At 36.0% G+C, this 19,432-nt stretch carries 20 protein-coding genes and 1 riboswitch; of the genes, 5 read left to right on the top strand and 15 right to left on the bottom strand.

Annotation, left to right across the window (positions count from 1 at the left end):
• Nucleotides 1-2: 2 nt before the first annotated feature.
• Both ACFSFY_RS09350 and ACFSFY_RS09345 read right to left on the bottom strand, forming a co-directional pair.
• Nucleotides 3-263, bottom strand: coding sequence for a NifU N-terminal domain-containing protein (locus ACFSFY_RS09350; protein ID WP_381537445.1), 261 nt, complete (start codon nucleotides 261-263; stop codon nucleotides 3-5).
• A gap of 24 nt (nucleotides 264-287) precedes the next feature.
• Nucleotides 288-2,168, bottom strand: coding sequence for an ABC-F family ATP-binding cassette domain-containing protein (locus ACFSFY_RS09345; RefSeq protein WP_381537443.1), 1,881 nt, complete (start codon nucleotides 2,166-2,168; stop codon nucleotides 288-290).
• Between the two features lie 384 nt (nucleotides 2,169-2,552).
• Here ACFSFY_RS09345 and ACFSFY_RS09340 point away from each other — a divergent pair, with 384 nt between their 5' ends.
• Entirely contained in the window at nucleotides 2,553-2,999 is a 447-nt protein-coding gene (locus ACFSFY_RS09340) for a universal stress protein (protein ID WP_381537442.1), read from the top strand.
• A gap of 155 nt (nucleotides 3,000-3,154) precedes the next feature.
• Here the strand turns inward: ACFSFY_RS09340 and ACFSFY_RS09335 are convergent, their stop codons facing one another.
• The 5 genes from ACFSFY_RS09335 to ACFSFY_RS09315 all read right to left on the bottom strand — a co-directional run bounded on the left by ACFSFY_RS09335 (nucleotide 3,155) and on the right by ACFSFY_RS09315 (nucleotide 6,954).
• Nucleotides 3,155-3,442 carry a hypothetical protein gene (locus tag ACFSFY_RS09335; protein ID WP_381537439.1) on the bottom strand — a complete coding sequence of 96 codons (288 nt, stop codon included), beginning with the start codon at nucleotides 3,440-3,442 and terminating at the stop codon, nucleotides 3,155-3,157.
• Nucleotides 3,439-4,356 carry an HD domain-containing phosphohydrolase gene (locus ACFSFY_RS09330; protein WP_381537437.1) on the bottom strand — a complete coding sequence of 306 codons (918 nt, stop codon included), beginning with the start codon at nucleotides 4,354-4,356 and terminating at the stop codon, nucleotides 3,439-3,441. The genes ACFSFY_RS09335 and ACFSFY_RS09330 overlap by 4 nt, the downstream gene beginning before the upstream one ends.
• A 266-nt stretch (nucleotides 4,357-4,622) precedes the next feature.
• Complete coding sequence (locus ACFSFY_RS09325; protein ID WP_381537435.1) at nucleotides 4,623-5,729, bottom strand: flavin monoamine oxidase family protein; 1,107 nt, start codon at nucleotides 5,727-5,729, stop codon at nucleotides 4,623-4,625.
• A 78-nt stretch (nucleotides 5,730-5,807) separates the two neighbouring features.
• Nucleotides 5,808-6,338: a D-glycero-alpha-D-manno-heptose-1,7-bisphosphate 7-phosphatase gene (locus ACFSFY_RS09320; protein ID WP_381537433.1), complete on the bottom strand. Its 531-nt coding sequence runs from the start codon at nucleotides 6,336-6,338 to the stop codon at nucleotides 5,808-5,810.
• 124 nt (nucleotides 6,339-6,462) lie between these two features.
• Nucleotides 6,463-6,954 carry an LURP-one-related/scramblase family protein gene (locus ACFSFY_RS09315; RefSeq protein ID WP_381537431.1) on the bottom strand — a complete coding sequence of 164 codons (492 nt, stop codon included), beginning with the start codon at nucleotides 6,952-6,954 and terminating at the stop codon, nucleotides 6,463-6,465.
• A gap of 311 nt (nucleotides 6,955-7,265) precedes the next feature.
• Between ACFSFY_RS09315 and ACFSFY_RS09310 the strand changes: the two genes are divergently transcribed.
• Together ACFSFY_RS09310 and ACFSFY_RS09305 are read left to right on the top strand one after the other, a co-directional pair.
• A complete protein-coding gene (locus tag ACFSFY_RS09310) occupies nucleotides 7,266-8,393 on the top strand; it encodes a YibE/F family protein (protein ID WP_381537550.1) in 1,128 nt (375 codons plus the stop codon).
• On the top strand, nucleotides 8,390-9,151 hold the full coding sequence (locus ACFSFY_RS09305; RefSeq protein ID WP_381537429.1) for a YibE/F family protein: 762 nt from the start codon (nucleotides 8,390-8,392) through the stop codon (nucleotides 9,149-9,151). The genes ACFSFY_RS09310 and ACFSFY_RS09305 overlap by 4 nt, the downstream gene beginning before the upstream one ends.
• Nucleotides 9,152-9,237: 86 nt before the next feature.
• Here ACFSFY_RS09305 and ACFSFY_RS09300 read toward each other — a convergent pair whose 3' ends face one another.
• The 4 genes from ACFSFY_RS09300 to ACFSFY_RS09285 form a co-directional block, all read right to left on the bottom strand.
• The gene (locus tag ACFSFY_RS09300; RefSeq protein ID WP_381537427.1) at nucleotides 9,238-9,951 is read right to left on the bottom strand and encodes a hypothetical protein; all 714 of its coding nucleotides are present in this window, start codon (nucleotides 9,949-9,951) and stop codon (nucleotides 9,238-9,240) included.
• Between the two features lie 138 nt (nucleotides 9,952-10,089).
• A complete protein-coding gene (locus ACFSFY_RS09295) occupies nucleotides 10,090-10,989 on the bottom strand; it encodes a mechanosensitive ion channel family protein (RefSeq protein WP_381537425.1) in 900 nt (299 codons plus the stop codon).
• A gap of 122 nt (nucleotides 10,990-11,111) precedes the next feature.
• Complete coding sequence (locus ACFSFY_RS09290) at nucleotides 11,112-11,975, bottom strand: DMT family transporter (protein WP_381537424.1); 864 nt, start codon at nucleotides 11,973-11,975, stop codon at nucleotides 11,112-11,114.
• A gap of 178 nt (nucleotides 11,976-12,153) precedes the next feature.
• Nucleotides 12,154-12,507, bottom strand: coding sequence for a DoxX family protein (locus ACFSFY_RS09285; RefSeq protein ID WP_381537422.1), 354 nt, complete (start codon nucleotides 12,505-12,507; stop codon nucleotides 12,154-12,156).
• Nucleotides 12,508-12,772: 265 nt separating this feature from the next.
• On the opposite strand from ACFSFY_RS09285, the gene ACFSFY_RS09280 reads away from it, so the two are divergent.
• Entirely contained in the window at nucleotides 12,773-13,657 is an 885-nt protein-coding gene (locus tag ACFSFY_RS09280) for a fructose bisphosphate aldolase (RefSeq protein WP_381537420.1), read from the top strand.
• Between the two features lie 129 nt (nucleotides 13,658-13,786).
• Nucleotides 13,787-13,886, top strand: a riboswitch (purine riboswitch).
• A 51-nt stretch (nucleotides 13,887-13,937) separates the two neighbouring features.
• Nucleotides 13,938-15,131 (top strand): MFS transporter, encoded by a 1,194-nt coding sequence (locus ACFSFY_RS09275; RefSeq protein WP_381537418.1) that lies wholly within the window; start codon nucleotides 13,938-13,940, stop codon nucleotides 15,129-15,131.
• A 193-nt stretch (nucleotides 15,132-15,324) separates the two neighbouring features.
• Here the strand turns inward: ACFSFY_RS09275 and ACFSFY_RS09270 are convergent, their stop codons facing one another.
• The 4 genes from ACFSFY_RS09270 to ACFSFY_RS09255 all read right to left on the bottom strand — a co-directional run bounded on the left by ACFSFY_RS09270 (nucleotide 15,325) and on the right by ACFSFY_RS09255 (nucleotide 19,426).
• Nucleotides 15,325-15,645, bottom strand: coding sequence for a hypothetical protein (locus ACFSFY_RS09270; protein WP_381537416.1), 321 nt, complete (start codon nucleotides 15,643-15,645; stop codon nucleotides 15,325-15,327).
• 365 nt (nucleotides 15,646-16,010) lie between these two features.
• Complete coding sequence (glmS, locus tag ACFSFY_RS09265) at nucleotides 16,011-17,804, bottom strand: glutamine--fructose-6-phosphate transaminase (isomerizing) (RefSeq protein WP_381537414.1); 1,794 nt, start codon at nucleotides 17,802-17,804, stop codon at nucleotides 16,011-16,013.
• A gap of 556 nt (nucleotides 17,805-18,360) precedes the next feature.
• Nucleotides 18,361-19,137, bottom strand: coding sequence for a sulfite exporter TauE/SafE family protein (locus tag ACFSFY_RS09260; protein ID WP_381537412.1), 777 nt, complete (start codon nucleotides 19,135-19,137; stop codon nucleotides 18,361-18,363).
• 61 nt (nucleotides 19,138-19,198) lie between these two features.
• Entirely contained in the window at nucleotides 19,199-19,426 is a 228-nt protein-coding gene (locus ACFSFY_RS09255) for a sulfurtransferase TusA family protein (protein ID WP_381537410.1), read from the bottom strand.
• Between the last annotated feature and the right edge of the window lie 6 nt (nucleotides 19,427-19,432).

The following is a 19,432-nucleotide window of genomic DNA, read 5'->3' as shown; positions in this document are numbered from 1 at the left end:
CCTTAAACTTTTGGAATAATCGTTTCAATTTGTGGTAAAACATCAGACCATTCCACATCACTTGTTTTTTCAACAGCCATGAAATTCATCACATGATATATACCGTTAATTCCTGGTATGTTCAATATTTGACGCATAGGCTCAACGGCTGTGTCTGCATCTGATTTGGTATAATTGTAGCTCGTTCCTGAAGGTAATTGCTCCTCAAGAACAATTCTCATAGAATTCGGATTTGGTGTTGGTTCAATCGTTAGTATTTTCATTTATATTTCCCCCTATAATTAATATTAATATACAAGTTCCTGTAAATAAGTCCAACGTTCGAAAAGTTTTTCATATTGAGCATTTAATGTTTCAAGAGTTTCAGTTAACTCTCTTAGTTTATCGTAATCAGAGCCTGTGGATGCCATAGTTGTTTCAGTAGTCTCAATTTCAAGTTCTTTTGCTTTCATATCGGATTCGATTGTTTCCCATTCTTTCTTTTCAGCAAACGTCATTTTCTTTACTTGCTTTTTAAGTATGGGCTCCTCAATTAAAACAGCTGCTGGTGTACTGACATTTTTAGATGGAACATAACTTTCTAAGTAATCTGAATAGCTGCCCATCCATGTATCTACTTTACCTGAGCCATCAAGAACCCAAAGTTTCGTTGAAGTTCGATCTAAAAAGAAACGATCATGAGAAATAGTAATTACTACGCCTGGGAACGTATCAATAAAGCCTTCTAACACTGATAAAGTTTCCAAATCGAGATCATTTGTAGGTTCATCTAGCAGAAGAACGTTTGGTTGTTCCATTAATAACTTCAATAAATAGAGACGCTTTCGTTCCCCGCCAGATAGTTTACCTATAGGAGTTCCATGAGCAGATGTTGGGAATAAAAATCTCTCGAGCATCTGTTTTGCAGATATACGTACTCCTGAACCATCTTCAATATCATTCGAAGTTTCTCGAATGTATTCAATTATTCTTTTATTCGGATCCATAAATGGAGTGTTCTGCTGAAAATGTGCAGTTTTAACAGTGGATCCTTTATCGAATTCACCAGCATCAGGAACACTTTCTTCGGAAAACATATTGAGTAATGTAGTTTTACCAACGCCATTTGGTCCTACAACCGCTATTCGGTCACCGGACTGGAGTAAGCAAGAAAACTCATCAATAATCATTTTATCTCCAAAAGATTTAGAAATGCCAATAGCTTCAATAACTTTTTTACCGAGTCGAGTGGATTTCATTGCTACTTCCATTTCAGTTCCATCATTATTGTCTTTTTTCATTTTATCTGAAAGATCATCAAAACGATCAATCCGTGCTTTTTGTTTCGTAGATCTAGCTTTGGCACCGCGTCTTATCCATTTCAATTCAGTTCTATAACGATTCCGTAACTTGTCATCTGTTGCTGCATTCATCTCTTCACGAAGCGCTCTAGCTTCAATATAATCGCCGTAATTCCCCGTATGCGAATACAGTGTTTTATCAGCAATTTCATAAATATGTGTTGCTACACCGTCTAAGAAATAGCGATCGTGTGTGATAAAGATTACTGCCCCTTGTTCATTTTTCATATAATCTTGAAGCCAAGTTATGGATTCTACGTCAAGATGGTTGGTAGGCTCATCCAGTAACAATAAATCTGCAGGTTCAATCAGTACTTTTGCCAAGGACACACGTTTTTGCTGACCGCCTGAAAGATCGCCCATTTTTTTATCAAAAGTTTCAATCCCTAGCTTTGAAAGTATTGTACGTGCTTTTGTGTTAATATCCCATGCGTTTTGTCCATCCATATTATTTTGTGCAACACCATATCGATCCTGGTTTGCTGTAGATTCTGGATCTACTGAAAGTGCTTCAAGTGCATGTTCGTATTCTAAGTTTATTTGAATTATAGGTGCATCACTTCGGAATACAGTTTCCATAACCGTTAAATTAGGGTCTTCATCGGGTACTTGTGGTAAAAACGCAATCCTAAATTTATTCGGATGATCCATTGAAATTGTATCAGCACCATCAACTCCTGCAATAATTGATAAAAGGGTCGATTTTCCTGTACCATTTATGCCGATGAGTCCTACTTTCTCTCCGCTTGCAATTGTAAATGCAATATCTTTAAACAACGTTTTTTCCCCAACTGTTTTTGTCAGGTTTTCAACGATCAATTGACTCATGACTTCACATCCATTTCTAATAGCTACATTTCATTATAGCCGATTGTAGGGGGAGATTGAAAGGGTACGGGCTTTTAAGTGTGTTTTATGTTTGTTTTCTTCGTTTTAAATACGAAAACCATCCGGAGCAGTAGAGTAAGAATTACCGATGTGATTTCATTCGCAAATTAATTGGGTTATAAAAAAATGACCAACCATCATCATCAGTAATTTTGTAACCGTTGATATATGAAGACTTATCGATGTAAGAAATCGAGAAACGTTGGCAATTTCTTTAATTGTTCCTTGTCGAATAGAATGAATTCTTGTAAATAAAAAGGGTATTCTATACTTTTTAACGAAAAGGTAAATTGAAAAACAATAATTTGAATGGAGTGATATTAAATGACATTACAATACAGTCAGATACTAGTTGCGATTGATGGTTCTGAAGAATCCGAAATGGCTTTTAAAAAATCAATTGCAATAGCATTACAAAACAATGCGGCATTGAACTTGGTAAATATTGTTGATACACGTTCTTATTCGGCTGTTGAAACATATGATCGAGAAAATGCTGAACTTGCAAACAAATTCGCAGTTGACCTTCTTAATGAATATAAGGTGGAAGCAGAGGCGGCTGGAATTAGTAAAGTAAGTGTGATGGTTGAGTATGGATCTCCCAAAACGATGATTTCACGCGATATTGCTAAGAAGCTTCAAATTGATTTAATCATTTGTGGGGCAACTGGTTTAAACACTGTAGAGCGATTCTTTATCGGTAGTGTTTCAGAGAGCATTGTTCGTACGGCGAAATGTGATGTGCTCGTTATTCGTACACCCGAAGTGTAATGTTTATACAAAAAAAGTTGTCTTTAGGCCAGCTCAAGTCTGGTTGCAAGACAACTTTTTTTAAGTTCAATAAAACATCCCACAATAAAAGCATGTTGGCAGACCATTTTCTCCATGTTTGTATAAGAATAATAGCATAAGTAAACACCGAAAGATTAATACATACCTCTTATTGGATCAACAGCTAATATAGGTTGCCCATCTAGTTCAATCCATAAATAAAAATAATCTAAATCTAGCCCTGTAGTTGTTTTCAAGTTTTTATGAACTGCTTCTTGAAGTTCAAAAGACTTTTTAGCTGTATTGAATGGAATAACCAATTTTAGTCCAGTATTGATAGAGATTGTTTTATCCGAACTCTTAACATACTTTGCACTAGCACCACCAATAAAGAAGGTTTGAAGCATAATAACAGCAGCCATCATCAACAAAACTTTTCTCATGTAATCACCTCCTTCCGGGAATCGGTTTCGGTCATCATTAGTAAAAATGCGTCTACGACTTCTGGGTTGAACATAGTTCCTTTGTTGTTCTCCAGTTCTTCATATGCAACCTTGATTTCCAAACCCTTTCGGTATACTCGGTCTGATGTCATGGCGTCAAAAGCATCAACTACAGAAATTATTGCAGCTTCAATTTTAATTTCTTCACCTTTTAGTTGATTTGGATATCCTCTACCGTCAAACCTCTCATGGTGCTGCTCTACAATTTCCCCCGCTTTAATTAATTCAACAAAATTCGTTCCAGATAAGATTTCATTACCCCAAGTAGTATGTTTTTTCATTATTTCATATTCCACATCGGTCAACCCAGTGGGCTTATTTAATATTTCATTGGGAACTTTAATTTTTCCGATATCATGTAAAAATGCTGCCAAATTTAATATGAATAGCTTATCTGGGGATAAACCCATTACCTTTGCGACCTTCATGGATAGTTCTTTAATTCTTTCACAGTGATCCGCAGTGTATCCATCCTTTTGCTCAACTTGTAAAGCCAAATCCAACATATCTTTAACTGAGTTGCTGTAATAGTGAAACTGGGGTTGGGAAGTCACATAAAGTAGATTAACCTCTGTTTCAGCAATGAAAATTACATGTTCCGTTATTGGGCATGAATTTACTGAGTCTCCAGCCTCCAATACAATATCACCACCTAGAGAATTATATGTTAGTTTTCCAGACAGAATGGTAATAAACTCAAGTGCAGTCCAATTCTCATCAGGAATAATTGCCAATCTTGCACCTTTATATAATTTGTGATGAATGATTTCCGTCCCATCTCCAGAAGCTAATAAAGAGAGTTCCATAGTTTTTAAATATATTTTCTCTAGTTTATTATTCCTTAGTATTTTCATAATAATTCCCCTTAATAATTAATATTGAGCACGCTTATTCTGCTATGATGTTATTATAGTGATTTATAACTGATAATTTGTGATGAAATGTAAGCTCAAGTGCTGCAATTCGAATAGGAGTGGGTATTTTGTTGTTCTCTGATACTATTTATTATACATTACTTTTTTCATCATTTGTCGGATTTATTGAATACTCTGAACTATATATATTTAATGGTAAAGAAATGAGATTCCATCTATGATACTTAGCACTCTCCGACAAATTGTCATATGCAATCGAATACTCGAAGTACTTCAGTAACCGCGCGTTCGGCTGCTAAAAGAGCACCTTCGAGATGTCCCCCGTGTTCAGATGAGGTTTCTGTACCAGCGAAAAAGACTTTGTTTTCCCACACGTCTAAACCATTCGGTACACTATAGTCTGGAAAAGCAGTAATTGGTTCTGAGTCAGAATCGACCGCAGTTTCAGAATCAACTGACCAATCCTTGTATAAAAGTGAAATCGGTTTTGCAGCAAGAGGTCCAAAAAATCGAACGAGCTGATCAATAACAAGCTCTAGAATTTTTTCCTCCCCTATTTCTTGCCGTCTCTTGGAGGATATTCCAAAGAATCCAAAAAGTGCTCCAGAACCTTCTTCTACTGATGCATCATGAATTTCCTGAAGAATGTCTACTCTACTAATTGCTTGACCGGAAAGTCCATCTTCTCGCCAAAAAGGACGATCATAAACCGCGATTACTTTGGCCTGTCCGCCCATCCAGGTTGACTTCTCTTCCAAACTCATCTTTAAATTCAATGGTAAAGCAGGAGTGAAACTTATGTATTGGGCTACAATTCTTGGTGGTAACGCAAGAATTACAGCTTTTGTACGTATGCGTTTTTTCTGTCCATCGGGTAGATTTACTTGAACGATAGTCTTGCCTTTTTCATCTATAGATATTTCTGTTACCCGGGAAGATAATTCAACGGTACCGATAGGAAGTTTAGCAGCTATAGCCTCAGCGAGAGATGTCATCCCACCCCCTAGTCGGACAGATTTCGGATTTGCTCCCTCTGGAAGTACATGACGTTCTATTGGTCCGTTTTCAACCTGTCTAAAAAGGATGGCACCTTTGGTATATTGTTCGAAAACATTTAAATCAAGTTCATTCACAAGACGAATAATTGAATGTTCATGCTGTGGCCAGAACCATGTGGGGCCAAGGTCATATTCGCCTAGATCAAGCCTATCCAAAACAGACTTACTCAGCACTCTACCCCCAATTCGGTTCCGTGACTCAAAAACTTTACACTCAATACCTTGTGAACTAAGTAACAAGGCGGCACGGAGGCCACTAACACCTGCCCCGACAATTATAACTGGATCACTCATCATTCAACCTCCATTTTCTCTGTCAACTTCAATTTGAAAAGGTTTTTTGCTCTCGATTATTATGGAAAAAGAAACCTTTTATTGCTCCATTACATCATTAAGAATCCACACTACAGCGTTCATTAGGTTCGGGAATTCTGCGTCTGCGTTTGAATCATTATTTCCAATAAAGACCGCTTTCGTCCCTGCCTTTTTTCCTGCTAGGATATCTGTATCTGTATCGCCAACCATATAAGAAGCAGAAAGTTCTACGTCGTATTTTTCAGCAAGATCTTCAATCATTTTGCTATTCGGTTTTCTACAAGCGCAGCCTGATTTTGGTTTGTGTGGGCAATAAGCAACCTCTTTTATTTCTGCACCTTCTTTTTGCAACTCGTTTACCATATGATCATGAATCTTCTGTAACTGCTCTTCTTTCATGAAACCAAGACCAACACCGCCTTGATTCGTGACAACAAAAACATAATCGAATACTTCATTTAACCGTCGTATGGATTCCGCCACTCCAGGTAAGAAAAAAAGCTGTTCTGGCTGATTTACAAATTTCACCCGGCTTGTTAGTACCTCATTAATAACACCATCTCGATCTAAAAAAACTGCTTTTTTCACAAATAATCAATCCTTTTTTTAGAGTAGTATGCGTAATTTCCTTAATTTAATTCTTTTATATTGTAATGGGGATTATGTAAAATCCAGCTTTTTAATTTAGAATTGAGAAGTCGTTTTCATAATGTTAAATACTTGAATTAGTTGCCGCTTGAGTAGCTTTCGCACAATCAATTGCTACGACAAGTGCAATTATGAGGCTTTCCGTTTCTTCTTTCATAATTTGAATTTGATAACTGTCTCCCCATGTAAACCATTTTTTATCAACAACACCAATGACTTCCCCATTTTGAACAACTTTGAAGTTCATATCCCACCAGTTTCCTTGGACGTCGATCCCAATTGCGTTTATTGTATATTTGGGTTTAAAGAATGTAAACTCCTTCTTAATTGTTACATCTTCTTGGCCTACAGTCTCAACAAAAAATGTCGGCATCAAACTGAACATTTTTTTCGTAATCAATGCCACCTTGTCCATTTCTGCATTCTTTATAGAGTAACTTTTAGGAATCTTCATCAAACTTCCTTCTATATAATAAACATCCACCTCATTTACATCCTTTACTGTAAACTTACCACCCAAACTGAAAATCTTTTGTTTAATATATAGCGTTTTCACATAACGACCTCCTTCATGATTTATAAAAAAATGTACTTGCTACTCATCGAGAATTTATACCCTAATTTAAAATTGTTTTACTTATATTCTACGTTATTTTTTAGTGATGTATGTAAGTCATCTAAATATGATAACACACTCAAATTGGTTCTTCTTGTGCTATGAATGAGTTATAATTACAATGTGAAGAAACAAATTACCAAAATAGTGGATTTGATATTGGAAATTGATTTTCATTATTTAAATGAACGTCAAAGTATCTTAAATTATAGGTACCAAAAAAGATTGTAGGAGTTGTATTAAATGTGCTTATACAAAAACTTAGAAAGTTAACATCTAAACAGGGCTTGTTTTTCATCCTACTTCTTTTCCTACTATTTACTTCAGTTATGTTTGTAAATCATAACTATTCATTTTACGATCGTCCAATTGCCAAAGTCACTCAGATAGTCCTATTAGAGTCTGAATCGATAACCGATCGTCATAATAATGAAGATATGTTATTTAAGCAGGAAATTACAGCTGTTTTAAAAAATGGTGAGGCAAAAGGACAGAAAATCCACCTAGTAAATTCGTATTCCTATTCTGGCGCTTATGATCAAGAATATCGAGTTGGAAATGAATTATTTGTCCTCCTCAATAAAAGTTTAGTATCCAATACGCAGTTATCTGGCATCATAACAGATGTAAAACGTGATAAACACGCATTAATTATTGCATGGATTTTCATTTTTGCTCTATTGATTGTTGGCAAAAAGCAAGGGCTGTTTGCGATTATCAGCTTCACAATAAATGTACTCATTCTGTCAGTTGCACTGGATATTTACGTCAAATATTCTTCCATCAATCTGTTGGTCATTTGTGGAATATGCATTCTTTTATTCACAATCACTTCGTTACTATTCGTTAGTGGTTTTAACGAAAAAACATATGCAGCGATTGCAGCGACCCTAGTTGCCACATTGACTTCCTTAGCGATTACCGCATTTGTTTTTTGGATTACGGGAGATAAGGGGCTACGATACGAAGAAATGCAATTCCTAACTCGACCCTATCGTCTTGTGTTCATGGGGGGTCTGTTTATCGGCTCACTGGGCGCCATTATGGATATTGCTATTACATTATCTTCATCTATCTTTACTTTATATGAGAGAGACCATCAAATATCTATTAAAGCATTAAAAGAATCTGGCATGGACATCGGAAGAGATATAATGGGCACTATAACGAATATATTGTTTCTTGCCTATGTTTGTGGTTCAATTCCGATGCTTGTTCTCTCTTTCAAAAATGTAACTCCTTTGGGATTCACGTTTTCCATGAACCTCTCATTGGAAGTCGCACGTGCTTTAGCTGGAGGAATCGGAATTGTACTTACGATTCCTATTGGCGTTTATATGTCCATTTTCTTCATTAAACGAAAGCAGGCCCGCTTATGAATGTAATCGTGTTGTTGGCCATCATTTTGTTGGTATTAATGATTATGGTTGGGGGAAAGAAAGGTCTTCGTTCGTTCTTTTCTTTATTCTTAAATTTTGGAGTCATTTTTTTCACTTTGGCATTTATGCTCAATCCAGATATGAATCCAATCATTCTAACATTCATAGCTAGTGTATTAATTGGATGTATTAGCCTATTCTATATTAATGAAATAAATCAAAAAACAATTATCGCATTCATATCGACAATGATTACTACTGTTATCTTACTTGTATTCATCGTATTTGTTTCGGATTCATTAATGATTCAAGGGTTCGGGGAAGAAGAGACAGAAGCACTTAGCGGATATTCTTTATATATTGGCATCGATTTTATGAAGATAGGGGTTTCTGTTATTATATTAAGTACAATTGGAGCAATAATGGATGTCGCCATTTCAATTGCCTCTGCTATGCATGAAATTGTTAAGCACAATCCTAAGATTGGAAAAAAAGATTTGGTCAACTCTGGCATAAATATAGGTAGAGATATTTTAGGAGCCGATACAAACACATTGTTTTTCGCCTTTTTCGGCGGATATTTGGCTTTATTGATTTGGTTTAAAGATTTGTCGTATTCCATAGGCGAAATCATCAATTCAAAAATATTCAGTTCGGAACTGATGCTGATTCTTTGTGCGGGCACAGGTGTTGCATTAGTTATCCCAATCAGTTCGTGGATCAATGCCTATTATTTATTAAGAGTTAAAGAAAAATAGTTGAACTTGGTATGAAAATTCCATATCAATAAAACACCAGATGCTCTACAAATTTATATTCGCAGAGCATCTGGCGTTTCGTTTAATTACGGCAGATAAAATGTAGAAACAGCACAATACTCTCCGCGTGAATCTGTGAAGAACTCAATCTTTCCACTAACTTCCAAATCTAAACCTTCAATAGTTCCATCATAGTCAGCGCCATAGTAATAAGCGAACCTTTTATGATCAAATCCTTCAGCTGTTTCTTGGCCATCATCTTCATACCAAGATTCTTGAATCCTCAATCCCAAATCTTCTATATCCGCAAAGTATTGTGATGCAACGTAATAGGGATCTGAATCATAACAGAACTTACCTTGCCACCCCTCACCTGATCCATCTTTAATTACTGATACTAACTGCCAGTCATCATACATTGGAAGGAAATAGCCGTTTGGTGGGTCGATTTCACCATCATATAAATCATAATAAGGCGATACTTCAGGGAAATAGTCTGGAGATACTGAACCATCATCCTCATCCTCACCAAACATTGTTTCTGGATCTTCGCCTTCCTGCTCATCCTCTACCGCATCAACTTTAACTTCTTTTGATGTTACGACTTTTTCTTCACTTGGAGATTTCTCACTCTCTTCATTATCGATATCTTTATTTTTCGCCGTTTCATCTTGAACGAGCTTATCGACACTGTTAATAAGATTTTCCGCACTTTCAATTAATCCTTCAGTTCCACTACATCCTGATAGTAATACAATTAAAGCAATAATGGACAACCCTTGAAATAATTTCATCTTCATAACGTCAACCTCCATTCATTTAAACTCATATACTTCATAATAGAAGCTGAATGTTAAAGGAACGTTAAATGCATTACTCTTTTTTTTGAAAGTTTCGACTTGAGTAATAGAAAAAGAATGCTCATCGAACATTGTTACTTAATCTTGAAAAACCTTGACTTCAATAATCGCATAATTGATTTGTAGATTGTCATTAAATTGCGGTAATATCTTTCTCTGAAACGCTGTTTTCACCTTTGTTGCATGATTGTAGTTCACCATATAACGTAAAACCACTACAATTCCTTCGGTATTCGTATCGATTGAAAAAACAGGCTTTGAGTTCATAGATTCATTGGACATTAGGTTGTTTTTCTCTTTCAGTTCCGGTACAACTGTCTCTTCGAAATATGTATTCCCTGCATCAACCATGATTTTCTCTGCTGCTTGCCAATCACTATCAAATGAAAGAGTATATTTAAGCTCATGCCAAATAAATGAGTTTGTGATACCAATCATCTCAATAGATTCATTGAACACAATACTATTCGGTAACTTGATGACGCGTCCTGTACTAGCATCGGAAGATAATCCGTGGCGTACTTCAAGTAGTTTGAAATTGATAAGATTTATGTCCACTACATCGCCGATAATGCCATTAATTTCTATACGATGACCGATTTGGAAATATTGACGGTATCTAATGACGAAATAGCCAACCAAGTTATTCGTCAAGCCTCTAACCATAAATACCGCAATAACACCAAATAGTAAGGCAAGTAAAATCAGTACATTGATTGCCTGTACCCATATAAATAGTACTGCAACTATTGTCAACGTAACCATTGTATTCTTAGCGACATTTTTCAGTTGGAGCTTTTTCATAAAATCATTTATAGTGCGAGTAATGAGTTTTTTAATGAATATATATATACTCAAACTAAGTATTATGATTACTACTGTCAGTGCGATTTTATTTAAGTATGCATCAGGAGTATTTAATGTAGATTGTAAACTTTCTGCAAGCCCGGAAAAATAATCTAATAAAAATTCTGGCATTATTTCACACTCCATTTATACTACGTTCCATAAGTATATCTTGATTTCAAACTATAATTATCTAATGCGTATCGGTGAAGATAAAAACAAAGGAAAATGTCAGAGTATAAAGGACTGATTGGTCATACATTAACTTTTGATATCCAATTCACAAGAAATATCCCTACGAAAATACAAATGCCACCCAAGATTAGATGTGATCCAATTGTTTCATGCAGTAATAACCAGCCAAATAGAACACCGAAAAAAGGAGCGAGAAACAGAAAGGAACTAACTTTAGCTGGATCCCCTTGCTGTAATACATAGAACCACATTGTAAACTGGACAACTGAAGCCATGAGTGTAAGCCATATAATCACAAAAGCTGAAGTTGGATTAATTGTAAATTGTATCTCTTCGAATAAAAGACTACAAAGTAATAAAACTCCTCCACCGAATAGCATTTGGTATGCAGATAATACCAATGTATTGATTTCTTTTCCCCAACGATGAACTAGAAGTGTGGCAATTGCCCATGACACTGCTCCGCCAAAACCCAGAATGGTTCCAAACTGAAACTCAAACTGTCCACCAAGAGTAATCATCACTCCAATGAATCCTAGAAGAACTCCTATCCATTGGATGAGGCGATACTTCATTCCTAATACGAGAGAACCGATAACAACGACGAGTAATGGATTCATAAATGTTAGAATGGATGATTGCCCAGCACTAATCGTCCGTAAACTAATAAAAATCGCGGCAAAAACACCAGCAGTTTGAAATAGTCCGATTAAAAAAATCTTGAACCATGTAGTAATTTTTTTTGGATGCGGTTTTTTAGTTAATCCCGCATATATTACCATAAGAATTCCAGCCATAAGAAACCGTATTCCTACCATTAATAACGGAGAAACATATTGTAAGCCGATTTTTCCAATTGAAAAAGAAGACCCCATTAGGGCTGTTGATATCAGAACAAAGATCATTAATACAATTTTATTCATAGGGAGCTCCTTGCATTTTCCTCGCAACTGTCAGAAACCATCGTACTGTGGAAAAAATAACTTCTTTTAGTTTATTATACAGAAAGACTGCCAAAAAAACCTAGTAACTTCAAAGGTTTTAGGCAGTCTTTTTAGAATCATACGCTCATCAAATAGTTAGCGCATTATCAAATATCAATTAGTACTTTCGTATTTTTAGCACCCACCAAATAAACAAGACCTGCAATGGTAAGCGTAGCCAAAAAATGTATCCCGGAATATCGAACTTTTCTGGAATGAAAGCCATATATATATTAACCGGAAATATACATATTAAAAAGACTGCAATCAAAATACCTGCTTTTTTTCGGGTGTTTTTAAAGAATAAACCAATTGCCATAAGGATTTCAGCTATTCCTGATAAATATATAATAGTTAAACGAAACGGTATCCACTCAGGCATAGCTGTCAAAAAAAAGGACTCCAATGTAAAATGTGCAATACCTGCTGCTACAAAAAAGACGACAAAACCATACAATGCAATTTTTTTCATTAATACACCTCCAGATTTATGTAATATAAAATCATTTTCAAAGTATAGCATCTAGATATAAACCACAACAAATCTTAGAACTTATTGAAATATCATACAGCTAATCATATGAAGTCCTTTATTAGACTGATTTTCAATACATTATTTCCTTGGTTTTTACAAGTGCTGCTTAGAATATGGTAAAATGATACTTAACTCAGAGATTCATGCAGTCACAATCTAATCACTTTAGTACTATATTAAATAGGAATGAGGAGAGTATAAAATGATTGAAAAACATTTAGACAAAGTAACAAACGGAAAAGGTTTTATTGCTGCTTTAGATCAGAGTGGTGGTAGTACACCAAAAGCACTTAGTGCTTACGGAATTTCTGAAGATTCTTATTCAAATGAATCAGAAATGTTTAATTTAGTGCATGAAATGCGGACTAGGATCATCACTTCCCCTGCTTTTAATGCTGAGTATATTCTTGGAGCCATCCTATTTGAACAAACTATGGAAAGTGAAATTGATGGGATGTTTACAGCTGATTATTTATCAGAAATAAAAGGGATTGCACCTTTTCTTAAAATTGATAAAGGTCTTTCCGAAAAAGAAAATGGCGTTCAACTCATGAAGCCAATTACAGATTTGGAAGTGGTTCTAAATCGAGCAAACGAACGTCATATTTTCGGAACTAAAATGCGATCAGTCATCTATGAGGCAAATGAAGAAGGTATAAAAGCAATTGTTCAACAACAATTTGATATTGGTAAAAAAATCATTACTTTTGGTCTTCTCCCAATTATTGAACCAGAAGTGGACATTCACAGTGCAGATAAAGAAGCATGTGAAGAACTATTAAAAGCTGAAATACTTCAACATCTTGATCAATTAAAAGACAATGAAAATGTAATGTTGAAACTTACGATTCCAACAAAAGAAAATTTATACAAAGAGCTCATTAATCACCCAAGAGTAATACGAGTCGTTGCATTATCAGGTGGATATACGACAGATGTTGCCAATGCTAAGCTGAAAGAAAATGATGGTCTAATTGCAAGTTTTTCAAGGGCACTCAGCCAAGACTTGAATGCGAATCAAACAGATGATGAATTTAACATCACACTTGAAAAAGCTGTTTTATCCATTTACGAATCATCAATATAATTGAAAGTAGCATTTACATGACATAGTAGTTCTTGCTTCATAATAAAGAATTTTAATAACTCAAAATGCAGTCAAAATTTTACTCCTTGTCATGATTCTTCTTTCATGATAGATTAATAAGTAGGAAAAATATCGTTATAAGAATCGATCTGTATAACCTCGATAATATGGTTCGAGGGTCTCTACCAGGAACCGTTAAATCCTGATTACAAAAGCATTTTTGTAATCGGGATTTTTGTATGGAAAAAAAGGGATTATTCCCCTGGTAGGAGGAACTTATATGGACATTCGTGTATTTTTATTAGCCATTTCTGCAATTACAGTAGGTTTGGTAGAATTGGTCGTAGGTGGAATATTGCCAGTGATTGCTGAAGATTTACAAGTCTCGATTGCAACTGCTGGTCAACTCATTACAGTTTTTGCATTGGTCTATGCCATTGCCGGACCTGTATTATTGTCACTCACGGCCAAAATAGAACGCAAGAAGCTCTATCTGATTACATTAATAATTTTTTTCTTTGGCAATGTCTTTACATATTTTAGTACCACTTTTGCGTTGATGATGACTGCTCGGGTATTAACTGCTGTAAGTGCTGCATTAATCATCGTTCTTTCATTAACAATTACCGCTCGAATTGCAAAACCAAATCAGCGAGCAAAAGCATTAGGGTATATTTATATGGGAATCAGCTCATCACTCGTACTCGGTGTACCAATTGGAATTATTATTACAAATGCATTCGGATGGAGAACAGTTTTCCTTTGTATTGCAATTCTAACTGTAGGTACAATACTATTAATTAGTATGTTTTTCGATAAAATTCCAGTTGGTAAAGTACAGCCACTTTCAGAGCAACTTAAATCCTTTGCCAATATTAAAATCGTCTTTGCTCATTTAGCCACAATGTTCATGTTGGCTGGACATTATACAGTGTATGCGTATTTCACACCGTTTCTTGAAACAACGATGAACCTCAGTTCTTCTTGGATTAGCGCATTTTACTTCCTATTTGGTATTGCTGCCGTTGCCGGTGGTGCTCTCGGTGGTAGTTTCGCAACAAGAATAGGCTCTCAAAAAAGCATTTTAATCATCCTAGGCTTGTTTTCAATTAGCTTGTTTATATTACCCTACTCAACATTTTCGTTACCAATATTTATTATTGTTATGATGATTTGGGGAGCACTCAGTTGGGCACTTGCACCCGCACAGCAAGATTACATTATTCAAACCGATCCGGCTTCATCTGATATTCATCAAAGTTTTAATAATTCCGCTTTACAAGTTGGAATCGCATTAGGTTCAGGTGTCGGTGGAGTCGCATTTAGCCAAACAGGTAGTGTTACAAGTATGCCGATAGTTGGTGGCTTCATTGTCATTATCGCTTTTGTCTGTGCAGCAATTTCGCTTTCACTATCTACTCAAAAAACAAACAAAAAAGCACAGTCGCAACAAATTACCGGAAGAATCCAATAAACAACTTAATGTTATATGTAAATATTCTGATGTTCATTCTACTCGTCATCCTAATGTTGCAGTAATTACTTTAAGCATACAAGTCCATATCGCAAATTTAGTTATAACAAAAATAGAAATCCAACAAATTGATTATTTTGTTGGATTTCTATTTTTAAAATTAATTATTCTGTTTCTCAGCTTTACACAAAAATCACTTGTCTAAGTATATCTTATTATTAAATACTTTAATGTCTGGATTTATATTCGTTACAAGTTCAGCAAATCGAGCCCGTTCTTTCATACGTATCAAATCCTCAGGAAAAGTAAAGATAGTTTCCCCCGCTCTGTCCCTTACATAAATATATCTTTTTGAATCGCTGGAATCACTGTTCTGATCTCCCTCTGAAATAAGAGTAAATCTTTTTGAGATCTTTATTCCAACAACGTTTGTTGCAATTTGAGAGACCTCTTTTAATGAAACCTCTTTTGCACTAAATACTTTTTGATAACGTAGTAGATCATTCTCTATCACTAGTTTCGTTCTTAAAGCGCTTAGAATGAAAGGGACGGGAAATAGAACAACTATAAATAGTGCAGGAGTAAAAATACCATTCGACAATAAAGAATATAAAAAAATCCCAGCGACTATAATCGGTATGAGAATTGAAACAGCCGAACCTTGCCTAAACACGTATCGATTAATAAATTTCTTCCTCTCTATATTTAATCTTATATTGAATATATCAATCTAAGGTTAAATATAGGTAAAGCTTTGTTATACTTTTGTTTATGTTTTCAAATACCTAAAAGTCATTTAATTAAGTTACGCATAAAACCCTCTTTGGATAATTATATCCAAAGAGGGAAAAGCAAAGATATATTATTCAAGTAGATTTATTACTCCACCGTAACACTCTTCGCTAAATTTCTGGGCTTATCTACGTCACAACCTCGGTGCAATGATTCATAATAGCTCAGCAGCTGTAAGGGAATAACAGCCACAAGTGGCGTCAAAAGTGGATGCACATAAGGCAAGATGAGTCGATCATCCGTTTCGCTATTGCCTTCCATCGATATGATACAGGCATGTGCTCCGCGAGCCAGGACCTCTTTCACATTACTTCGAATATTCGGACTTACACTCGGTTGTGTCGCGAGTGCGATAACGGGTGTACCCTCTTCAATCAATGCAATCGTTCCATGTTTTAGTTCCCCACCTGCAAAACCCTCTGCTTGAATATAGGAAATTTCTTTCAGTTTTAATGCTCCTTCTAAACTCACATAATAATCGAGAGCACGACCAATAAAGAAGGCGTTACGTTTATCGGTTAATAGCTCTCTAGCTATTTTTGCAATCTCTTCTTTCATATCTGTCAACGTTTGAATTGCATTTGCTGTAAGTGCGAGTTCCTTTTTCAAGTCTATCATTTGTGCGCCTCCACCTATTGCATGGGCTGTAATTGCAAGTACTGCAAGTTGGGCGGTGTACGCTTTAGTCGACGCAACTGCAATTTCTGGTCCCGCATACAACAATAATGTATGGTCTGCTTCGCGAGATAGCGTGGATCCTGGAACGTTGGTCATCGTAATCGATGGATATCCAAGTGCTTTTATTTTAACAAGTACTTGTCGACTATCCGCCGTTTCCCCGGACTGAGTGATGAATAAAAACAATGGATTCTTTGAAAGAAGAGGTATATTATAGCCGAACTCGCTAGAAATATGAACTTCTACTGGTAATCCCGCTAGTTTTTCAAAGTATTCTTTTCCAATCAAACTTGCATGGTAACTCGTGCCAGCAGCAATAATATAAAGACGATCTGCTTGTTTGAACGCCTGCTTGATCATTGGAGCGATATCTAAGGTACCTTCTTCTGTACTATAAGCTTCGATTATTTTACGCAGGACACCTGGCTGCTCATCAATTTCTTTCAACATATAATGGTCATAGGTTCCTTTTTCAATATCACTCATATCAAGTTCAGCAGTATACGAAGCACGCTCGATTTTATCTCCTGCTAAAGTTTCGATAATTATGCCGTCTTTTCTAAGATAGACAACTTCCCCGTCATGTAGTTCAATGAATTGATCGGTTACTTGAAGCATTGCCATAGCGTCAGATGCGACTACGTTACAATCCTCACTGATCCCTACAAGCAAGGGACTGCGATTCTTCGCTACAAATATGGTGTCCGGATTTTCCTCGTCTAACATAGCAATTGCATACGAACCATGGAGCAATGATAATGCTTTACGAAAGGCATCCTCTGTGGACATCCCAATCTCCGCAAAGTGCTCGATGAGTTGGACAACAACTTCAGTGTCTGTCTCAGAAGAAAACTGGGTATCTTTCAAGTATTCTTTAATTAGTTTTTCATAGTTTTCAATAACACCGTTATGGACAAGTGTAAAGCGGCCAGATGCACTACTATGTGGATGTGAATTTTTCTGATCTGGAACACCATGTGTCGCCCAACGTGTATGCCCGATTCCAACATATGTGTCAATTTTTTCAGGTATGACGGCTCTTAAATCCACAATTCGTCCTTTTTCCTTGAACATGGTAAGACCTTCCGAGGTTTGAAAAGCAATCCCCGCGGAGTCATATCCTCTATATTCAAGCTTTTCCAGCCCTTTCAATAATATCTCTGCTGCTTGATTTCTTCCGATATATCCTACAATTCCGCACATGATTTTGTTCCTCCGGTCTGGCAGTCCGGTAACAGAACTGTATAGGTCGTTCAGGCAGTTCTGCACTGGACTAACCGTGAATTTTGATATCTGCTACATCCCTTTTATGTCACCGAGTTACCTCCGTGTTTTAGGAACTGCATTTGATCGGATATCTGCGATCAGGAGGCATCCGCCGAATGTTCGATAAACCTCCACCTCGTCTGCCAAAAATACTGTGTGATTTCTTTGGCGCTGGCGCTTCAACTATTTTCCTGATTTTAACGTGCACATAACACTCCCTTTTTGCACGGACTCTATCGTCGTCATAGTTAACTATAGCGAATCTAGTTTTCTGCTGTCAACATAAAGTTCATAAAATTGAGTATGCCAATTAGTTCTATCTTAATTATTTGAGTAATTAAAATAATTTAGAAAACTTTAAGTTTTAATTTGATTGTGGATGACGTTTATAAGATACTCAAAAAAGCATTGTCGTATGACAATGCTTTAACGTAACACTTATAGAACCTTAGATGAAATGAGCTAACAAAAAATCAACAGTATTTACAACGAATTATAGCAGGTCTACCCAAATCTTAATAGCCGTTAGTAAAATTAGAACAGCTAAAAATCCTTGCAAAATTTTTGTATTTATCGTTTTCCCTACTTTTGCACCTAATGGAGCCGCAATAACGCTTGCGATAATCATGATGAAAGCTGGCCAGTAATCTACTTGCCCAGTCATGACTTTCCCTACACTTCCTCCAATTGAAGATATAAATGTCACTGCTAGACTCGATGCGATTGTCATACGAGTTGGGATTTTTAGGACGACTAGCATAATAGGTACAAGTATAAAACCACCTGCAGCACCGACAATGCCTGAGCCAATTCCTACAATTAGCGCTAAAATAGCTGCTAAGGGCTTGTTAAATGTTACTTCGTGCATAAGTTTATCGTCAATTTGCTTTTTCGGTAAAAACATCATAATTGCTGCAATAGTTGCCAATGCACCATACACAACATTTATTGCCGTTTCTGATAAAAAAGAAGAACCTAGACTACCAATAAAGCTTCCGACTAAAATTGAAGCTCCCATATAAATAATAAGTGGTTTGTGTAAATAGCCGCCTTTTCGGTAAGCCCAGACACCTGCTAGAGAAGCAAATAATACTTGGACAGCACTAATTCCAGATACTTCATGTGCTGTAAATGCAGCTACCCCTAATAAGGGAGGGATATATAGTAACATAGGGTATTTAATAATTGAACCACCGACACCTAACATTCCAGATATAAAGGAGCCGATAAATCCAATTAAAAATATGACGATGATAAAGGTTAGATCCATATGTCTTCCTTCTTCCTACTCGAGATGACTAATTTCGATGTTTATTTACTAGCCAAATCGATTATCCTTTTTTGATAAGTATCTTAAGTATCCCTGCATCATCAGTTTGCTCTAGAATTTCATGTCCACTTGCATTTGCCCATGCTGGAAAATCTACAGTGGCACCTTTGTCAGTTACATGCACTTCTAATACTTCACCTGTTTCAAGTGCATTGATAGCTTTCTTTGTACGAACGATTGGCATTGGACACGCCAACCCTTTCGCATCTAATATGTTAGTTGAATTCATTATAAT

Source organism: Sporosarcina siberiensis (assembly GCF_042681925.1).
Lineage (GTDB): Bacteria > Bacillota > Bacilli > Bacillales_A > Planococcaceae > Sporosarcina > Sporosarcina siberiensis.
Note: the sequence above shows the minus strand (reverse complement) of the source record. Positions and strands in the feature narration are given on the sequence as shown.

Coding starts and splice junctions, on each gene's coding strand:
- ACFSFY_RS09350 (WP_381537445.1), bottom strand. CDS start 263: ATGAAAATACTAACGATTGAACCAACACCAAATCCGAATTCTATGAGA.
- ACFSFY_RS09345 (WP_381537443.1), bottom strand. CDS start 2,168: ATGAGTCAATTGATCGTTGAAAACCTGACAAAAACAGTTGGGGAAAAA.
- ACFSFY_RS09340 (WP_381537442.1), top strand. CDS start 2,553: ATGACATTACAATACAGTCAGATACTAGTTGCGATTGATGGTTCTGAA.
- ACFSFY_RS09335 (WP_381537439.1), bottom strand. CDS start 3,442: ATGAGAAAAGTTTTGTTGATGATGGCTGCTGTTATTATGCTTCAAACC.
- ACFSFY_RS09330 (WP_381537437.1), bottom strand. CDS start 4,356: ATGAAAATACTAAGGAATAATAAACTAGAGAAAATATATTTAAAAACT.
- ACFSFY_RS09325 (WP_381537435.1), bottom strand. CDS start 5,729: ATGAGTGATCCAGTTATAATTGTCGGGGCAGGTGTTAGTGGCCTCCGT.
- ACFSFY_RS09305 (WP_381537429.1), top strand. CDS start 8,390: ATGAATGTAATCGTGTTGTTGGCCATCATTTTGTTGGTATTAATGATT.
- ACFSFY_RS09300 (WP_381537427.1), bottom strand. CDS start 9,951: ATGAAGATGAAATTATTTCAAGGGTTGTCCATTATTGCTTTAATTGTA.
- ACFSFY_RS09295 (WP_381537425.1), bottom strand. CDS start 10,989: ATGCCAGAATTTTTATTAGATTATTTTTCCGGGCTTGCAGAAAGTTTA.
- ACFSFY_RS09290 (WP_381537424.1), bottom strand. CDS start 11,975: ATGAATAAAATTGTATTAATGATCTTTGTTCTGATATCAACAGCCCTA.
- ACFSFY_RS09285 (WP_381537422.1), bottom strand. CDS start 12,507: ATGAAAAAAATTGCATTGTATGGTTTTGTCGTCTTTTTTGTAGCAGCA.
- ACFSFY_RS09280 (WP_381537420.1), top strand. CDS start 12,773: ATGATTGAAAAACATTTAGACAAAGTAACAAACGGAAAAGGTTTTATT.
- ACFSFY_RS09275 (WP_381537418.1), top strand. CDS start 13,938: ATGGACATTCGTGTATTTTTATTAGCCATTTCTGCAATTACAGTAGGT.
- glmS (WP_381537414.1), bottom strand. CDS start 17,804: ATGTGCGGAATTGTAGGATATATCGGAAGAAATCAAGCAGCAGAGATA.
- ACFSFY_RS09260 (WP_381537412.1), bottom strand. CDS start 19,137: ATGGATCTAACCTTTATCATCGTCATATTTTTAATTGGATTTATCGGC.
- ACFSFY_RS09255 (WP_381537410.1), bottom strand. CDS start 19,426: ATGAATTCAACTAACATATTAGATGCGAAAGGGTTGGCGTGTCCAATG.